Source organism: Limnoraphis robusta CS-951 (assembly GCF_000972705.2).
In genome coordinates, this window is sequence record NZ_LATL02000134.1 from 1 (window position 1) to 16,383 (window position 16,383).

Consider the following 16,383-nt stretch of genomic DNA (forward strand, 5'->3'; position numbering starts at 1 on the left):
CAAGGGAACAGCATCCCCCGACGACCCCAAACTAACCGAATACTGGGAAAAACGTAGAACCAACTACGGGAAAACATACTTTGCAAGAGGTTCAAAGCTATTTAAAGTAGCCCAAAACCAAAGCTGGAAATGCCCAATATGCGGTGAACACCTGTTTAATGGAGAAAAGCTACACACCCACCATAAAGTGCAAGTAAAGGATGGGGGTACTAACAGGGAAGACAACCTAGTCCACCTACACCTCACCTGCCACAAGCACGTACATACGGGTAAATGTTCTGAGACTCTGGAGGCTTGAGCCGGATGATGGGAAACTGTCAAGTCCGGTTCTTAGGGGGGAGAGATGCGGCGACGTATGCTCTCCTACCCGACAACAAAGTGCTGAGATACTGGATGGATAATCGAGGTGTCGGCAAAAAAGAGATGTACCAGTACAACACTCAGTTACGTGCAGAGTACACATTCGTTGCAGAACTAAACTCCCATGCTTGTCAAGCATCTGTTGAGAATGTAGAACGTGCAATCAATCGATTTTTCGACAATTGCAAGAAAAAGAAGCCTGGGAAGAAAGGGTACCCTCGGTTCAAGAAAAATACCCGTTCGGTTGAGTACAAGGTTTCTGGCTGGAAATTGCATTCATCCAAGCGTCGTATTAATTTCACCGACAAAAAAGGTATTGGCTCACTCAAGTTGTTAGGAAAATGGGATATTCACACATTCCCCGTAGACCTAATCAAGCGAGTTCGCATTGTACGAAAAGCTGATGGCTACTATGTGCAATTTTGCGTCAAGGTTGATAATCAGCAAGATGCGCCAAATACTAATACAGAAGTCGGTATTGATGTTGGACTAGAATACTTTTATTCCGACTCTTCCGGCAATCACGAGGAAAATCCTCGGTTTTTACGCAAAGCCGAGAAGAATATCTTGCGCTCTCAGCGTCAAATTTACAAGAAAAAGAAGGGGTCAAGCGGACGGAAAAAAGCTCGTGGTGTTTATGGACGCAAGCATTTAAGAGTAACTCGACAAAGAGAAGAACACGCTAAGAGACTGGCGCGTAACTTATGCCTAGCAAACGCTAAGGTTGTCTTGGAAGACTTAAATGTAAGCGGACTGGTGAAAAATCACAAGCTAGCCAAAAGTATTAATGATGTTTCTTGGTATCAATTCCGCCTCTGGCTCGAATACTTTGGGCAGAAGTTTGGCAGGGAAGTAATTGCTGTTCCTCCACATTTCACAAGCCAAGAATGCAGCAAGTGCGGTACTAAAGTCCAAAAAACTCTAAGCACTCGCACTCATTCTTGCCCTACTTGTGGTCACGTTGAACATCGGGACGTGAATGCTGCCAAAGTAATCTTAAGTCGTGCAAAGGCAAGGCAGTGCGTTGCGGGGGTTCCCCCCGTTGTAGCACCTGCCGCTACGGGTGGGCAACCCGGAAGTAACGCTAGTGGAGTTGTTGTCTCTATCTCTGTTGGTCGCAAGACCTGCAAAGGCAAGCAACGACAGTGAAGCTAGAATCCCCGCGATTCTATCGCTGGGGAGTGTCAAGATCCTTGAAACAATAATACAACTCCTGCGATCGCAATCATTGCCCCTAATATTGCTCTGAGGCTCACTCTATCTCCCAGACTCGCCGCAATCGGTAAAACAAACAGAGGACTGGTAGAACTGAGCGCTTGAGCAATCCCCGCAGCCGTGAATTTCAAAGCCGTTTGTTGCAACCAAATTCCCAAGTATGTGCCTAAAAAGGTTGCCAGTCCGATGACTAAAAATGTTCGTCGAGACTGCAAGGGTTTTAAGATTAAATCAAAGTTTTGGCGGTGAATTAACAGCCATAAAAATAAGATAATGGTTCCACCCGATAACCGTAATAAGGTACTCCACAACGGGCTAATTTCAGTTTGCGTCAGGGCGACGTGCGATAAAATGACACCCACCGCTTGACAGATTTCTGCTAACAACCCAAACAACAACCCGCGTCGTAAATGAGTTGAACCGACAACACCATCTCCCACTCGTTCAGTTACCACCCAAGCCACGCCTAAAACGGTTAAAATAATCCCAAACCAAGCCGAAAGCGGGAGTCGTTCTTGTAGGAAAATAAACGCTAAAATTGCCGTTAGGGGCGGGGCTAACGTTTCCATCAACAGCGCTCGTCTTGGCCCCAAACATTTCAACGTAGTAAAATAAGCACTGTCTCCGATGGCAATTCCAATGATACCACTCAGCAGTAATAAACCGACGGTTGTTAATTCAATATCAGGGAATAGACTGCCTCGCAGGATAATCGTTAACAGAAAGAATAGAATCGCCATCACGCCTTTAATTAAGTTTAATCCAATGGCGGAAATTTTCTGTCCGGCTTGACTATAAACTACCGAAGATAGCGACCACAAAAAAGCTGCCAATAAAGCTGCAAATTCACCCCGAAAGTTTGTGAAAAGAGAAAGTTGAATCATCTAAAATACTTGAACACAATTAACGCATGATAACAGGTTCAGAGAAAATTGGTTAGACCACAAAGAGACAAAGACACAAAGATTTTATCTTGGTGTTCTCCCTGTCGAGCGTGTTTTTTATTCTTTTAATTTAGGGTTTTAGATAAAATTTTTAAATTATTCTCTATCTCTATCTTTTTATAGAGGATTTTCCAAAAAACTGAGTTAAAATGAAAGAGTCACTGTTGTTTCTGAACGCAATACGGATGGTAAACTATCAAGAAATAGAACCAAAAATACCAGCTTTAATTGAGCAGAAGAAACAGGTAAAACAGTTTGAAAAGAGCTTAAAAGATATCTATTTTATTAGTGGATTGGGTGCGGACAGACGGGTATTTAAACGATTAAAAGTAGAAGGATATAAGCCTGTTTATGTTAATTGGTTAGAACCTAAAAAGGGGGAGTCAATTGAAGATTATGCTCAACGTTTAACGTCTCAAATTAAATCAGATCATCCTATTTTAGTGGGTCTTTCTTTTGGGGGTATTGTTGCGGTAGAAATTGCTAAACAGATTAAAGTTGAGAAAGTGATTCTTGTTTCTAGCACGAAAACTCAGTCGGAAATTCCACCTTATTTTAAAGTTTTTAGAGGGTTTCCAATTCATCGAATCTTTCCGTTTAAGAGTTTATTTTGGGCATTGTATTGGATACTGTTTTGGTTTTTTAGTATAGAAACCGTTGAGGAACGTCGGTTATTGAGAGCAATTTTGCGAGATACAGATGCAGGTTTTATGAAATGGGCAATTCACAAAGTTGTTACTTGGAAAAACAAAACAATTCCTGATAATTTGTATCAGATTCATGGGCTAAATGATCGCATTTTTCCCAAGCGTTTTATTGATGCGAATTGCTATAAAGAAGGGGGGCATTTTATGATTTTGAATAAAGCGGTTGAAATCTCGAAACTGTTAGAAGAGATTATTAACCGCAAACCGATCATCCCTAACAATTAGAACAAATCTCATTAAAGCGGCTGTATTTCTATCCAAATTCCGGTTTCTTCTGTTCCTGAAACATATTCAACGGTTAAGCGGGGAAGACAACTTAAACGATCATCCATTAACACCCCCGCCCCGTTTAAAGTGAGTGCATCTAAACAAGCACCCGCCATGTTATCTAAATCAGAATTGGTGCGATGATTCCCAAAAAAACGAATAGCAACTGCCGCTTTTTGTAGGGGAAATTTATGCTCAGATCGAAGCTGAGACATCTGACGATATAGCTCGATTTCCGCTCTATTTCGCCATTCTCGATAACGATTGGGCATATAGGTGCCATTTGAGGTGACACGGGGACGAGCCTTTGGAACAACCGCTCCGGGAATACAAAACCGAATCAAATCCGCAGTAGAATGAAGCTGAGAATTTGCTTGAATCGGTGTAAAATCAACATCAATAACGGATTCAATCTCAGGGGTAGCTGGGGCTGGTGACTGTTGAAGGCTAATACTTTGAGGAACAGCTTCAGCAGAGGATTCTAAATGTTTAATTTCCTCTGGTGCGATCGCTTCTGGAACAACAGTCAATTCAGAAAGCAGACGAGGAGAAGGAAGCCAACTCTCTGGTTTTGGGGGTAATACGGGCTGTTCAATATAGTCTTGAACTTGAGAATATTTACCCGCCATTCCCATATACATCTGAGCCGTTTGTTCTGTGAGATTGCACTGCGTCTTCAGCCAATTTCCCCAGTCAGTCGCAGAAATTACAGTTCGAGCTTTGATCAACACAGCCCCCGCATTGCAAGCATGAATCAGTGAGGTTTTGGGAGATTGAATGCAAAGCTGATGTTCTTGATGAATGCGAGTCGCCAATTGATCAAGTTGAGCGGGTTTGGGGAGAGTCAAAATAGAATCCGTGAGCAAGTTTAGTGGGCTGTTCACATTAAAAGAAAACTCTATCCCTAAAGAAATAACATCTGAGATTTAATTGCGGAATGCAACGATGAATTTTAGGTGTTTGAATCATCCATCCAATATTGCAAATTTTGAGTTTCGAGATTAGACTTCACCAATACACCGGGTTCACTTTGAATCGGTAGAACATCTAGCTTATCGGTTTGAGCGCAATATTTCAAGTCATCATAGCATTTTAACCCAGCAAGACGCCTGCCATGACTGGCTGAGTTCAGCAGTTGATAGAGTTGATCTTGCCACTGCAAATAAAGTGAAATCGCCCCATAAACTTCGTCATTGCCTGCGACATCATCGACAGGATAACCCATTTCTGTGATCAAACTATTGGCAATTGCGCCTGCACAAACCGTATCCTCTAAAGAATAGCTTCCTTCCCAACCTGAACCCAAAATCCAAACCGTTTCAGGCTTTTTCGTCATCAGATACTCAACGACGGCTTGTCGATTAACCAAAGCAGACGTGATCACCACCGGAGCGTTTTGAACCCGTTGTAAAGCCCGAGTGCCGTTGGTTGTGGTCATAAATAATCGTTTTCCGTTGACCATTTCCGGCGTGCAGTCGAGGGGAGAATTTCCCAAATCACAGCCTGCGACTTTCTGGCCTCCGCGTTCACCGACTCTCACGCGCTTGTCAGCCGGCCATTGTTCGCTGACTTGCATTAACACTTCTATGTCGCTAAAAACCTGCACCGCTTCAGCCCCAGCATTCAGCGCCGTTGCAATTGTTGTTGTTGCCCGTAGAACATCGACGACAATCGCGCATTCAGGCATATCTGTCGGGGTAAGTTCGGGAGTGTGATAAACAAACAGCTTCACAGTGATGACCGTTATAAGTAAACTTGCCGATTATCTATTTTAGGGTTTTTTGACCGAGTTTAACTTTTATTTTTGAATGGTTCTATGAAATCCTTAAATTTGCCTTTAGGGGTTGACCATTTGGAATTTTCCATTTACAATAGAAAAAATAGTAAAATCAGGCTAGTCATGTCATACCTAAAGCGATGGGAATCCCCACGCCGCCAGGGAAGAAACGATAAAGGAAAAGGCGGTTCAGCTCGAGCAAAACAACTGAAGAAACGGCAGCAAGTTCTGCGAAACAAACTGAAGCCTGAACAGGGCAATCCAAGCAAACCAGAACAGCTAGGGAAGGGAAAATCAGAAAATCCCTTCCCTTTATTTTTGGGATTATATTTAGGAATCAACCTGAATATTCGGACAGATAGTCTGCGCCGCTTGTTGAAATGAAGGTTGATCTTGCCATTGATCAAGTAACTCAACTAACTCCCCTTTGAGGGTTTCTAAGGCGGCAATTTGCTGATTAATCGCATCAACCTTCGCTTCTAAACAGTGCTTCACCTCCCCACAAGGCAACTCACCCTGATCGCGAATCTCTAAAATTTCTCGAATTTCACTCAAACTCAACCCCAAAGATTTAGCCCGTTTAACAAAACTCAACCGCGTTAAAACAGAGGAATTAAACAGGCGATATCCAGACTCAGATCGTTCAACCGTCGGAATGAGTAAACCAATCTCTTCATAATAACGGATGGTTTTAACCGATAAACCCGTTTGACTGGAAACTTCACCAATTTTGAGGAGTTGATTGTGGGTTGTAGAAACCATGAGAACAAATTTTAAAACTCACCAGCCAAGTTGCCAATTCTCCTTTTATATTAGTAAGGCGGACGCTTCTGTTTGGGAGTCAACATTGGCAGAGGAGCTCGAGCAGAACTCGGAGGAAGATAATATTCTGGTGCGGCTTCTGGCGACTCGACTTGAGAACCTTGGCTTTGCCACCATCGAAGCAAAACTGCAATACCAACCGTTCCCACTCCAAAACCCAATAGTGACCAAGTTGCGCCGACTCCGCCAATCACAGCATCAACCGCTCCCACGGTAATCATAAAACTGACAACTGGCTCTCTACGATAAGCGGACTTAAACATCCGTAGCCATAATGCGTTCATCTGTGCTGATTCTACTCTCTATTATCGTTATTTTCTTTAACTTTTGATGGGCATCCGCAATAAAGTCTACTAGCCGACTTGCTGAAATTCATCTCAACTGATTCAAACTTCCCTTGGAGGTTGTCAAAGCAACTTCCCCCCTCTGAGTAGAGGAAGTTGCCCCTAGATTAACTCAAGCCGAGCCAGGATAGCAACCCTTGTCCGGTAAAATATTCAACAGCGAGTGTGATGACAAAACCGACCATCGCGGCGCGGCCATTTAAACGTTCCGCATAACGATTAAATCCAAATTTCGGTTCTTCTAAGTTGGGGGTAGTTGTCGGTTGTGTTTGTGTCATAGATGTTTGATTGTCCTGCACGGGTCTTACTTTAATTGTAATCCTTCTCAAAATAAACGTTCTCAGTTGACTTGTGCTGAGAGTCTCCGCCATAGTATACATGAAGCGGACGATCACATCACTATCTAAATTGGAGGTTTTGATTTATGGCAACCGACTCAGCAACGCTTCTCGCTCTTGATTTTGATGGGGTTGTCTGTGATGGTATGATTGAATATTTTCAGACGGCATGGCGAACCTATTGTCGCATTTGGTCGCCTTCTGATCCAGTACCGACAAATGATCTCGCCCAAAAATTCTATCGGACTCGCCCAGTCATCGAAACAGGTTGGGAAATGCCTATATTGGTGCGAGAATTGGTCAAGGGAACGTCTGAAACCGAGATTTTGCAAGATTGGCCGACGATTGCTAAACAGACGATTACCGAAGAAAATTTAGATCCGAAAACGTTATCGACTCAACTCGATAGTATCCGTGATCAATGGATTTTCGAGGATTTACCCAGTTGGTTGTCTTTACATCGGTTTTATCCAGGAGTGATTGAACGGGTCAAGTTATTTTTAGAGTCTTCTTTACAGCTTTATATTATCACAACGAAAGAAGAACGGTTTGTGCGATCGCTTCTCGAACAAGGAGGGGTGAATATGGCAGAAGGGACGATTTTTGGCAAAGGGGAAAAACGTCCTAAATATGAAATTTTGCGAGAGTTATTGGCAACAATTAAACCGACTCCCAATATTTGGTTTGTCGAAGATCGACTCAATACCTTACTGACGGTTCAACAACAACCCGATTTGGGCGATGTGCGTTTGTTTCTGGCAGACTGGGGTTACAATACTCAAACCGAACGAAATTCTGTCAGCGAATATCCGCGTATTCAGCTTTTATCTTTGTCTGAGTTTATAGAAGACTTTTCGGCTTGGGGATAACAAAACCTCAGAAGTTGCCTGAAAGATCAATTTTGTTCTATGATTAAACTCATTACCTGTTTTCAAGTCCTCTGAAAACCTATGCTTGATCTCACAAAACTCGCCCTACAAATGCAGGGAATGAGTCAACACATGAGTCGGGAAGTCGAAGCCGCCCGTAAACGCTTAGAGGTGGCTGAAAGCTTATTTGAAGCGGCTAAACCCCATCAAAGTAAGTTAGTTGCTCATCAGGAAAATTTAGGAAATCGCATTTTATTTAATGCAGCAAAGCCTGTGGAACCGATAGATACTTGTTCCTATATTCCCGTTCCCCCAAAAGTTCATACGGTATTCGCTACAGATGGTTCTCAAATTTCACCCAGCGCTCACGAAATTGCCTATTGTTATTTGTTAAATGTTGGTCGGATTATTTTATATTATGGTCAGAGTCGTCATCCGGTTTTAGATAGTGTTCCCGAAATTTATTATCAGCCGGAAGATTTATATATTTCTCGTCAATGGGGAATTAGAACCGAAGAATGGATGGGCTATCGGAGAATGGTTTCCGAAGCCGTTATTTTAGCAGAAATTGGAGAGCATTTATTAAAAACATCAAGTCAATTAACCACCCCAACCTTAGCAATGGTAGATGGTTCTTTAACTTATTGGTTTCTTGAACAACTTCCCTGGGAAGCCCGCAATTTAATCTTAGAACCGATATTAGACGCTTGGGAGAGTTTACGGTTAGCCGGAATTCCGATATTAGGATATGTGAGTGCTTCTCGCAGTAGTGAAACGGTGTCTTTTTTGCGGTTAGAAGCTTGTCCTCACCCCGAACCCAACTGTATTAAATATTGTCCGACGGTGGGAATTATTGATAGCCAAGGTTTTTCTAAAAAAGCACCCTGTCAAGGAGTTGAACCGTTGCGAGATACAGTGGTTTGGGCGTCTAAATTACAACCCGGTCAACGTAGTCCGTTATGGCGATCGCAAGCTAAAATATTAGATCTGTATGATGGTCATCAAGTCTATTTTTGTTATGTGAATGTCGGAACAGAAATCGCCAGAATTGAAATTCCTGCTTGGGTGGCTGAAAATTCCGAACAGTTAGAATTAGCATTAGGAATGATGATCGCCCAAGTTAAAAAAGGCTATGGTTATCCCGTAGCGTTAGCAGAAGCCCACAACCAAGCTGTTGTCAAAGGAGGCGATCGCACTCGTTTTTTTGCAATGTTAGAACAGCAAATGATTAAAGCTGGAATGAAAAATATTGGAACGTCTTATAAAGAAGCCAGAAAACGGGGAAGTATTGCTTAGAAAGCACTCATTTAGAGTTTAACCAATCTTGAATTTCTAGAATCAGCCAAAGAGATTCTTCTTCTGTTAATCCTCTACCAATTTGATGAGTTTTAGTCCCCGAACGAATCATTACTGCATAATGGTTGGACTTGATTTCCTTCACAAAAACACCTGAAAAATCGGAAATATTAGCATATTCTACCCTATCACTTAATCCAAAGGACTTGCGTTTGGTTTCAATTTTATTGTGGCTCAAGTTAACATAAATTTTCTCATTACATAAATTGATCCGTATCGCTAATAAGATGAGCATCACAATGGATAATATTAAGAGTAGAAAGGGATTCGTAAGTATCAAAATCAAAAAAAAGGGTATTGGTGCAAGAAACCTAATCATTTCTTGACAGTCCAGTTCCATGAATCCTTGGGCGGGGAAGTAAATCTTTAAAAAATAGCGTGATTTACTCAATTTAATTTTACTGTATTCAGGTTGAGCAATTTTTCTAATTTTTGCAGGTTGGGAATGAATAGAATGCTGATTTTTTGTCGAGAGAAAACACTCTAACGCCACCTTTGCCGTTTGAAAACGTTTTTCTACCGCAATTTCTGTCATTGTCTCTAACCAACTGATCAAATGAGGACTAATACTAACGCGATCGCTAAATAGAATGCGAGACTCTTTTTGAGGTAAATCTGCGGGTGTAATTCCGGTTAATAAATGAATTAATGTTGCTCCTAACGCATACAAATCAGAAGCCGCAACCGCTCGTCCCCAAAACTGTTCTAAAGGTGCATAACCACTGGTTCCAACCACAGTAAACGTTACTCCAGTGACATGAGCTTGAGCTTGTACCGCTCCAAAATCAATCAAATAAATCTGTTTATCTTTTCCATAAATTAGGTTACTAGGTTTGATATCTCGATGCAAAACCGGAGGACTAAGCTGATGTAAATAAATGAGAATTTCTAAAACATTTTTAGCAATATTTTTGACATCAGACTCAGTAAATCGTTTTCCGTTTTCAATGAGTTCTTGTAGGGAAGATCCGGGAATATAATCTTGAACTAACCCAAACCAAGGTAAACCCGATCCCGTTTCTCTATCGATGGAAAAATAGTCTCGATATCGAGGAATGCGAGGATGATCGAGGGATTGTAAAACTTCAGCTTCTCGTTCAAATAATTTTAACTCCTCCCATTCCATCTGGGGACTAAACGCCAGTAACTTGACGGTGACTTGTTCCTGGGTGTGTAAGTCTGTTGATAACCAGGTTTGACGTCCAGCAGCAGTGCGTCCCAATTGTTTTTGGAGTTGGTATCGTTCCTGTAAAATGTTTCCTGAGATTAACATACCGAAAAGGGTGTGAGGAGGTTGTACTCTTTCCAAGTTAGCATAGGTTTCCCAAAGCCTCAGTCACTCGTTTTCTGATATACTGAATTGAATCGATTAAGTTAATGAAAAATATGGTAAGCTCTTATAGATAAGCTCGAAAAGAAGTAAGTATTGCGTAATTGTTCTCAAATTATAATTAGACTAATGATATTAGATCAAAAAAAGCTTCCGACTAATACAACGACACAGTACCATGCGATACATAGATGGTTTAATTTTATAGCAGGATTTTCACCTGAATTTGTCTGGAATTGTTGCGAGAAAGCCAACCTAGATGATGATTCAAAAATACTAGATCCATTTGCCGGATGTGGTACAACTCTTGTGGAAGCTTGCAAACATGGGCTAAGATGTTTTGGCTACGAACCGAATCCTTTCTTTTGTAGAATAACTCAAGGTAAACTTCCATTCAAGAATTGCTTGGAATCTCTAGAAAAAATTGAATATATTCTATTAAACGGATTTAAAAACCCCCAAGAAATATCAATAAAAACACTTTACCAGATTGCAATGGAAATAATGAATGATTCTATTGGCATCTATTTACAATTATCTGAAGCTACAAATGGCTTAACTAACGTTACACCCAACTCAGTTAGTAATACCGAAGCCAGAGAATTATTACTAGCAGGTTTAGGAGTTATAAATACAGAAATGTCAAGTGATCAAGCTGTTGAAGAGTGGAAACGACGTCAAGCACTCAAATTTGATACGGAAACGGCTGTAACTTTTTCTGTATACCGTAACATTCGTCAAGTAGGAACGATATTTTTTGAGAAAGCCTACGAAATTACAGATGGGTTTCAGTCCTTTTCTTCTGAGAGTATCCACAGTCATCCTTATCTTTTACCCATTTTTCAACATTTGAATGGAATATTTAGTAAATCCGCTTTAAAAAAACAAATTGGAAGTATTTCAGATACCTCAATTTCTCGTCCTGCATCTGAACGTTTAGCTAAACTACTTGAAGAAAGAGTTATCCCCAGTAATATTAATCGGGGAGAAGTGTTACAACAACTTGAAGCAACGTTAGAAGGTATTGTTCGTGATTTAGTAGGACGTATATTACTAGAATCTATTGTAGAAAATGCACTAAACAAAAGAGGAATAAATTTTGAGCGTGAAAGTGAATACACAAGCCTACCTGGTGTGGTTTATAATTTTAGAGCCGATTTTGTGATCCCTGATTCAAATAATACACTATAGCACTACGCAAATTGGTTAGGACATTTTTAGATTCTGAAACCCTTTCATAGTCTGCTGTTCCCTCTCTTGCAAACTTTGCTCTCGCCGGAAACCGCCGGGCCGCAAGTTTGCGCTGTTCCCCGTTCCCTGTTCCCGATTCAAGTAGCGCTATAGCATTTATAGAAGTGCGTAAATCTTCTTCTAGACACGCTTCATTATATGCGAAAGATAAGATGTTTTCAGCGATTAATTGGAAAGGGTATAACTCGAATTTACTGGGCGTTTTAGTTGTAGATGGAGAATGGACAGGGCAAACTCTTCGCGTGATGGCTAATGTATTTGATTATGTTGTTCCGATAGAGCGAATTAATGATTTAGCCGATACACTCTATGCTTATCTTAACGGGGATCGGTCAAAATTGAAATGGTTGATTAAATTTAGTATCAATCCCATCAACTAAAATCATTAACAAAAATGACAAGATAGAAATAAAATAGAGAATAGAATACTCAATGAAAGCTGATTATAGAGTTTTTAGATAAATTTTATGTCGATTCTAACTGAAAGTCTGAATATTTGGCAACAAATCGCTTTAGTTGCAGTTTGGTTAGGCGTTATTTTACTCCTTGCTGAAGGTTTAAATCGTTTGATGTCTGTGGAGGCGGAAGTCTCCCGAAAGGTTGTTCATATTGGCACGGGAAATGTTATTCTACTGGCATGGTGGCTGAATATTCCCGCTTGGATTGGCATTTCAGCAGGGGTAATTTCTGGGATTATCGCTCTAATTTCTTATAAATTTCCGATTTTACCGAGTATTAATAGTGTCGGACGCAAAAGTTTAGGAACGTTTTTTTATGCGGTGAGTATTGGTGTTTTAATCGGCTGTTTCTGGCCCATAAATCAACCTCAATATGCTGCTTTAGGGATTTTAGTGATGACTTGGGGTGATGGACTTGCGGCTGTCATCGGTCAGAATTTCGGACGACATCGCTATGAAATTTGGGGAATTCAAAAAAGTTGGGAAGGTTCTCTAACCATGTGCTTAGTGAGTTATCTTGTTTCTAGCTTAATTTTATTCACAGTACAAGGAAATATTTGGCAAACTTGGGTTATTTCTGTGATTGTTGCAGTTATGGCTACAGCAATGGAAGCGTTTTCTAAATTAGGCATTGATAACCTAACGGTTCCTCTCAGTAGTGCGGCGTTAGCTTTTTTTCTGAATCAATATTGGCCGGGATAATCGAGAATTTAAACCCAATTCTTTAACCAAGCTCAAATAATCGTTGTAATAGGATGTAGGGTGTACCCCAAAATCAGCTTTCCCGGTTAACTCAGCTTTTGCACAGAGTCAGGCTGAATCAGGCGTTTTTGACCCCGACGAAAGGCATATACTACAAATACTGGAAAAATCAGCAGCGTCCATAGCCCAAACGTACCATGAATCCCTTCAATCGCTTCTAACTTCGGTAAAAAAATTCGGCTAAACCGCCGATCATCAGTATCATACCTCCAAGCGGCCATCAGAATTGCCGCGATCGCACAGATCCCTGTGACTCCATGCAAAATGCGGAGAAGCAGGGGTTGATAGGGGTGAGAAAGTTTACCTAACTTCCTAGCTTGCTTGGTGGTGAGTCCAAGGTTAGTCAGGCTAGAATAAGGGTTTGAGACCATCAATACAGTTAAAGTCTCTGCTGATAGTAGCGTCTAGATGAGACAGAGCAGTAATAGGTAGATATTCATAATCCATCAGGTTAAAGATTTTTGGATTAAATTGGAAATATGAGATTAAACAGGGCATAATCTTTAGGTATCTTTGCTATCTCGACCATTGAATTCAGTCAATACAGGTTTTTGAGGGGGTGAAGTCGGAAAGGAAAAAGGGGGAATCTCACGGGGAACCCTGGGCTGATGTGGCATCCATCTCGATACCTAAGTGTTTAGCTAACAGATTTCACGAATTGATCGTGATAGCTTCAGAAAAAGGGTTAGCCCGTCTCGCTTGTTTGACTTCCAACTTCAAGTACAGACTCCAGCAGATTTCTTGCTCGGGGAGATGACGTATCCATCGGAAAAGTGCAGATGAACTTGTCTTTAAAACAACTCACAGTATACTTGGCTCTACTCTCAATCGGTGGTGGCACAGGATGGTTAGGAAATCGCTACCTGCAAGCGAGAAACCTGACTCACAACTCCCCCGCAGTTCCCGTGGTTCGTCAGTTACCTGTGAACACAGAGCCTTTGGTTGCAGAAAATCGAGTCGTTGAACGCAGTAGTTCAAACTTTATTGCGGAAGCTGCCGAAAAGGTCGGCCCGGCGGTTGTGCGAATTGACGCGGCTCGTCAACTCTCCAGAAATGAGCCAGGATCTCTCAATAATCCCCTGTTTAAACGGTTTTTTGGTGATCAACTCCCGCAGTCTGATGAACGGGTACGACGCGGAACGGGTTCAGGCTTTATTGTTGCGGCCGATGGTCGCCTGATTACGAATGCTCATGTGGTTGATGGCGCAAATACGGTACTGGTTACTCTCAAAGATGGTCGCACTTTTGAAGGCAAAGTTAAAGGGGTTGATGATTTAACCGATGTAGCGGCGATTAAAATTGATGTCAAAGATTTACCGATTGCTCCGATGGGTAGCTCTGAGCGGATTGTTCCGGGACAGTGGGCAATTGCTATCGGCAATCCTTTAGGATTGGATAATACTGTTACAGTTGGGATTATTAGTGCGACTGGTCGAACGAGTTCTCAAGTGGGGATTCCCAACAAGCGAGTCCGCTTTATTCAAACGGATGCGGCGATTAATCCGGGGAATTCGGGTGGGCCGTTATTGAATGATAAAGGACAAGTGATTGGGGTGAATACAGCAATTCGAGCCAATGCACAGGGGTTAGGATTTGCCATTCCGATTGAAACGGCTGTCAGAATTGCTAATCAGTTATTTGAAAAAGGCAAAGCGGATCATCCATTCCTTGGAGTTCAAATGGTCGAGTTGACTCCGAAAATTAAAGAAGAAATGAGTGAACAGCTTGAAGTGAAGTTGCTCAAAGACCGAGGGGTATTGATTGTGAGGGTTGTGGAAGATTCTCCTGCGGCTAAAGCCGGGATTTTAAAAGGAGATATCCTGCAAAAAGTTAGCGGTATTGCGGTTACAACACCTGCTCAAGTTCAAGAAGAAGTCCATCAGAAGGCGGTTGGCGAGGAATTAGCGCTCGAAATTAACCGAGAAGGTCAAGTTCAAAACCTCAAACTCAAAACCACTGTTTTCCCCGAATCAGCTTTGTCTGGAGATTGAATAAATAGCCCGACCCGGCTCCCACCTACGCGCTGATCTTGGTGGGAGTCAGAGATGCGTATCGGTGTCGTGCAGGCTTAGTCATCATAACCTTGGTTTTCGATGTATTCTACTAGCTTTTTAAGACTTAACCCACCTGCCGAAACCACGCAATACCCTCGTTTCCAAAAAACAGGTTGACCATAATAATTTTTCAGATAATCAGCAAAATTTCTCCGAACCTCCCTGCTCGTTATAGTTTTTAGAGCCATAGCTAGATCCGATTCCGAGATATTAGGATGCTTGTCTATCTTAAATGTCAAAAGAGGACTCCCGTTAGAGCCTTCGGCTTAACGGCGAGATGAATTTTGACCAACAAAGAAAACTGAGCGAAGCGAATCCTACATGGCTTGGCATACTTGTGTAGAACAGGCTAATATTGAGATGGGTTTCGCCAAGAAAAGCAATGCTGTCCTTAACTTACGAATTTAAGCTGATTCCGGATCAACGCCAAATCGAGGTAATCGAAAATACTTTGAATGTTTGTCGTTCGGTCTGGAATTTTGCTTTAAGGGAAAGAAAGGACTGGATTAATTCTCGCAAATCCCCAGTCAACTCTTGCTCACTGGAAAAGGAATACATTATTCCGGCAGATACCCCTTATCCTGGTTATCACAGTCAAGCGAAAGCTTTGACAGAAGCCAAGAAAAAGGATGAAAGGTTGTCCTGCGTTAACGCCCAAGTGCTACAGCAAGTGTTGAGGTCGTTGGACAGGGCTTTTGTCGATATGCAGTCAAAGAAGAAAGGGTTTCCTCGCTTCAAGAATAAATATCGACTGCGCTCTTTTGTTTACCCTCAAATGCTCAAGGATTGTGTTCAGGGCAATCAGATCAAACTCCCTCAATTGGGGTGGATTAAATTTAGAAAGTCCAGGGATATTCCCGAAGGTTTCGAGGTTAAACAGGCGAGGATTGTGCGACGGGCATCAGGTTACTTCGTGATGCTTTCTCTACAATTGGATGTCAGTGTCCCTGATGTTCCATTCCACGGGCATCCCTTGGGCATTGACTTGGGGTTAGATAAATTTTTAGCAACCTCCGATGGGGAGCTTGTTGCAAGACCTCGATTCTTGAACCAACTACACCGTGAGCTGAAATTGCTACAACGTAGATTAAGGAACAAGCAAAAAGGGTCTAACAATCGTCACAAGCTCAACCAACGGATTGCTAGGTTACACCAACGCATTTCTGATACTAGAAAAGACTGGCATTTTCAATTGGCTCACCATCTTTGCGACCAAGCCGAAGCCATCTTCATTGAAGACATAAACTTCATCACTTGGGCAAAAGGAATGTTGGGCAAACATACCTTAGATGCTAGTTTTGGACAGTTTGTCACCATCCTTAATTGGGTGGCATGGAAGCGGGATGTTTTTGTCGCCAAGGTGGACAAGAATTATACTTCTCAAATCTGTCCTAACTGCGGGTTCCACACGGGCAAAAAGTTACTCTCCGAAAGAGAACATAATTGTCCTGAATGTGGATATAAAACCAATAGGGATGTGGCTGCCGCACAGGTGATCAGAAATCGTGGTATTGAATATGCGCTAGGGC

The 16,383-nt window shown here is 41.9% G+C and carries 19 protein-coding genes; 10 read left to right on the top strand and 9 right to left on the bottom strand.

All coding sequences use genetic code 11. From position 1 onward, the window contains the following. Together WN50_RS36120 and WN50_RS11865 are read left to right on the top strand one after the other, a co-directional pair. Nucleotides 1-298, top strand: a 298-nt coding sequence (locus WN50_RS36120; RefSeq protein ID WP_049559208.1) for an HNH endonuclease, incomplete at its 5' end; no start/stop codon positions are given. An 8-nt stretch (nucleotides 299-306) separates the two neighbouring features. Next, a complete protein-coding gene (locus WN50_RS11865) occupies nucleotides 307-1,509 on the top strand; it encodes an RNA-guided endonuclease InsQ/TnpB family protein (protein WP_425354801.1) in 1,203 nt (400 codons plus the stop codon). 35 nt (nucleotides 1,510-1,544) lie between these two features. Here WN50_RS11865 and WN50_RS11870 read toward each other — a convergent pair whose 3' ends face one another. Further along, nucleotides 1,545-2,459 carry a DMT family transporter gene (locus WN50_RS11870; protein WP_046282025.1) on the bottom strand — a complete coding sequence of 305 codons (915 nt, stop codon included), beginning with the start codon at nucleotides 2,457-2,459 and terminating at the stop codon, nucleotides 1,545-1,547. Between the two features lie 245 nt (nucleotides 2,460-2,704). Here WN50_RS11870 and WN50_RS11875 point away from each other — a divergent pair, with 245 nt between their 5' ends. Beyond that, nucleotides 2,705-3,451 carry an alpha/beta hydrolase gene (locus WN50_RS11875; RefSeq protein WP_049559211.1) on the top strand — a complete coding sequence of 249 codons (747 nt, stop codon included), beginning with the start codon at nucleotides 2,705-2,707 and terminating at the stop codon, nucleotides 3,449-3,451. A gap of 11 nt (nucleotides 3,452-3,462) precedes the next feature. Here the strand turns inward: WN50_RS11875 and WN50_RS11880 are convergent, their stop codons facing one another. The 5 genes from WN50_RS11880 to WN50_RS34015 form a co-directional block, all read right to left on the bottom strand. Next, nucleotides 3,463-4,377: a RusA family crossover junction endodeoxyribonuclease gene (locus tag WN50_RS11880; RefSeq protein WP_049559215.1), complete on the bottom strand. Its 915-nt coding sequence runs from the start codon at nucleotides 4,375-4,377 to the stop codon at nucleotides 3,463-3,465. 68 nt (nucleotides 4,378-4,445) lie between these two features. Then, nucleotides 4,446-5,225 carry a 2-phosphosulfolactate phosphatase family protein gene (locus WN50_RS11885; protein WP_046282023.1) on the bottom strand — a complete coding sequence of 260 codons (780 nt, stop codon included), beginning with the start codon at nucleotides 5,223-5,225 and terminating at the stop codon, nucleotides 4,446-4,448. A gap of 375 nt (nucleotides 5,226-5,600) precedes the next feature. Then, complete coding sequence (locus WN50_RS11890; protein ID WP_046282021.1) at nucleotides 5,601-6,032, bottom strand: heavy metal-responsive transcriptional regulator; 432 nt, start codon at nucleotides 6,030-6,032, stop codon at nucleotides 5,601-5,603. 50 nt (nucleotides 6,033-6,082) lie between these two features. Beyond that, a complete protein-coding gene (locus WN50_RS11895; protein ID WP_046282020.1) occupies nucleotides 6,083-6,376 on the bottom strand; it encodes a hypothetical protein in 294 nt (97 codons plus the stop codon). 167 nt (nucleotides 6,377-6,543) lie between these two features. Then, entirely contained in the window at nucleotides 6,544-6,714 is a 171-nt protein-coding gene (locus WN50_RS34015) for a chlorophyll a/b-binding protein (RefSeq protein ID WP_046282019.1), read from the bottom strand. A gap of 146 nt (nucleotides 6,715-6,860) precedes the next feature. Between WN50_RS34015 and WN50_RS11905 the strand changes: the two genes are divergently transcribed. Together WN50_RS11905 and WN50_RS11910 are read left to right on the top strand one after the other, a co-directional pair. Next, nucleotides 6,861-7,643 carry an HAD family hydrolase gene (locus tag WN50_RS11905; protein WP_046282018.1) on the top strand — a complete coding sequence of 261 codons (783 nt, stop codon included), beginning with the start codon at nucleotides 6,861-6,863 and terminating at the stop codon, nucleotides 7,641-7,643. Between the two features lie 81 nt (nucleotides 7,644-7,724). Then, the gene (locus WN50_RS11910; RefSeq protein WP_046282017.1) at nucleotides 7,725-8,939 is read left to right on the top strand and encodes a DNA double-strand break repair nuclease NurA; all 1,215 of its coding nucleotides are present in this window, start codon (nucleotides 7,725-7,727) and stop codon (nucleotides 8,937-8,939) included. 7 nt (nucleotides 8,940-8,946) lie between these two features. Here the strand turns inward: WN50_RS11910 and WN50_RS11915 are convergent, their stop codons facing one another. Beyond that, nucleotides 8,947-10,272, bottom strand: coding sequence for a serine/threonine protein kinase (locus tag WN50_RS11915; RefSeq protein ID WP_046282016.1), 1,326 nt, complete (start codon nucleotides 10,270-10,272; stop codon nucleotides 8,947-8,949). 186 nt (nucleotides 10,273-10,458) lie between these two features. Here WN50_RS11915 and WN50_RS11920 point away from each other — a divergent pair, with 186 nt between their 5' ends. The 3 genes from WN50_RS11920 (at nucleotide 10,459) to WN50_RS11930 (ending at nucleotide 12,740) form a co-directional block, all read left to right on the top strand. Continuing rightward, entirely contained in the window at nucleotides 10,459-11,520 is a 1,062-nt protein-coding gene (locus tag WN50_RS11920) for a hypothetical protein (protein ID WP_200906260.1), read from the top strand. A gap of 212 nt (nucleotides 11,521-11,732) precedes the next feature. Further along, the gene (locus tag WN50_RS11925; protein ID WP_046282015.1) at nucleotides 11,733-11,960 is read left to right on the top strand and encodes a hypothetical protein; all 228 of its coding nucleotides are present in this window, start codon (nucleotides 11,733-11,735) and stop codon (nucleotides 11,958-11,960) included. Between the two features lie 87 nt (nucleotides 11,961-12,047). Beyond that, nucleotides 12,048-12,740, top strand: coding sequence for a diacylglycerol/polyprenol kinase family protein (locus WN50_RS11930; RefSeq protein WP_046282014.1), 693 nt, complete (start codon nucleotides 12,048-12,050; stop codon nucleotides 12,738-12,740). Between the two features lie 86 nt (nucleotides 12,741-12,826). On the opposite strand, the gene WN50_RS11935 is transcribed toward WN50_RS11930, so the two are convergent. Then, nucleotides 12,827-13,174 carry a hypothetical protein gene (locus WN50_RS11935; RefSeq protein ID WP_235440933.1) on the bottom strand — a complete coding sequence of 116 codons (348 nt, stop codon included), beginning with the start codon at nucleotides 13,172-13,174 and terminating at the stop codon, nucleotides 12,827-12,829. A gap of 405 nt (nucleotides 13,175-13,579) precedes the next feature. On the opposite strand from WN50_RS11935, the gene WN50_RS11940 reads away from it, so the two are divergent. Then, nucleotides 13,580-14,791, top strand: a complete 1,212-nt coding sequence (locus tag WN50_RS11940; RefSeq protein WP_046282013.1) for an HhoA/HhoB/HtrA family serine endopeptidase — start codon at nucleotides 13,580-13,582, stop codon at nucleotides 14,789-14,791. Nucleotides 14,792-14,868: 77 nt separating this feature from the next. Here WN50_RS11940 and WN50_RS11945 read toward each other — a convergent pair whose 3' ends face one another. After that, complete coding sequence (locus tag WN50_RS11945) at nucleotides 14,869-15,093, bottom strand: transposase (RefSeq protein WP_053221498.1); 225 nt, start codon at nucleotides 15,091-15,093, stop codon at nucleotides 14,869-14,871. A gap of 143 nt (nucleotides 15,094-15,236) precedes the next feature. On the opposite strand from WN50_RS11945, the gene WN50_RS11950 reads away from it, so the two are divergent. Then, nucleotides 15,237-16,383, top strand: a 1,147-nt coding sequence (locus WN50_RS11950) for an RNA-guided endonuclease InsQ/TnpB family protein (RefSeq protein WP_049558990.1), incomplete at its 3' end; no start/stop codon positions are given.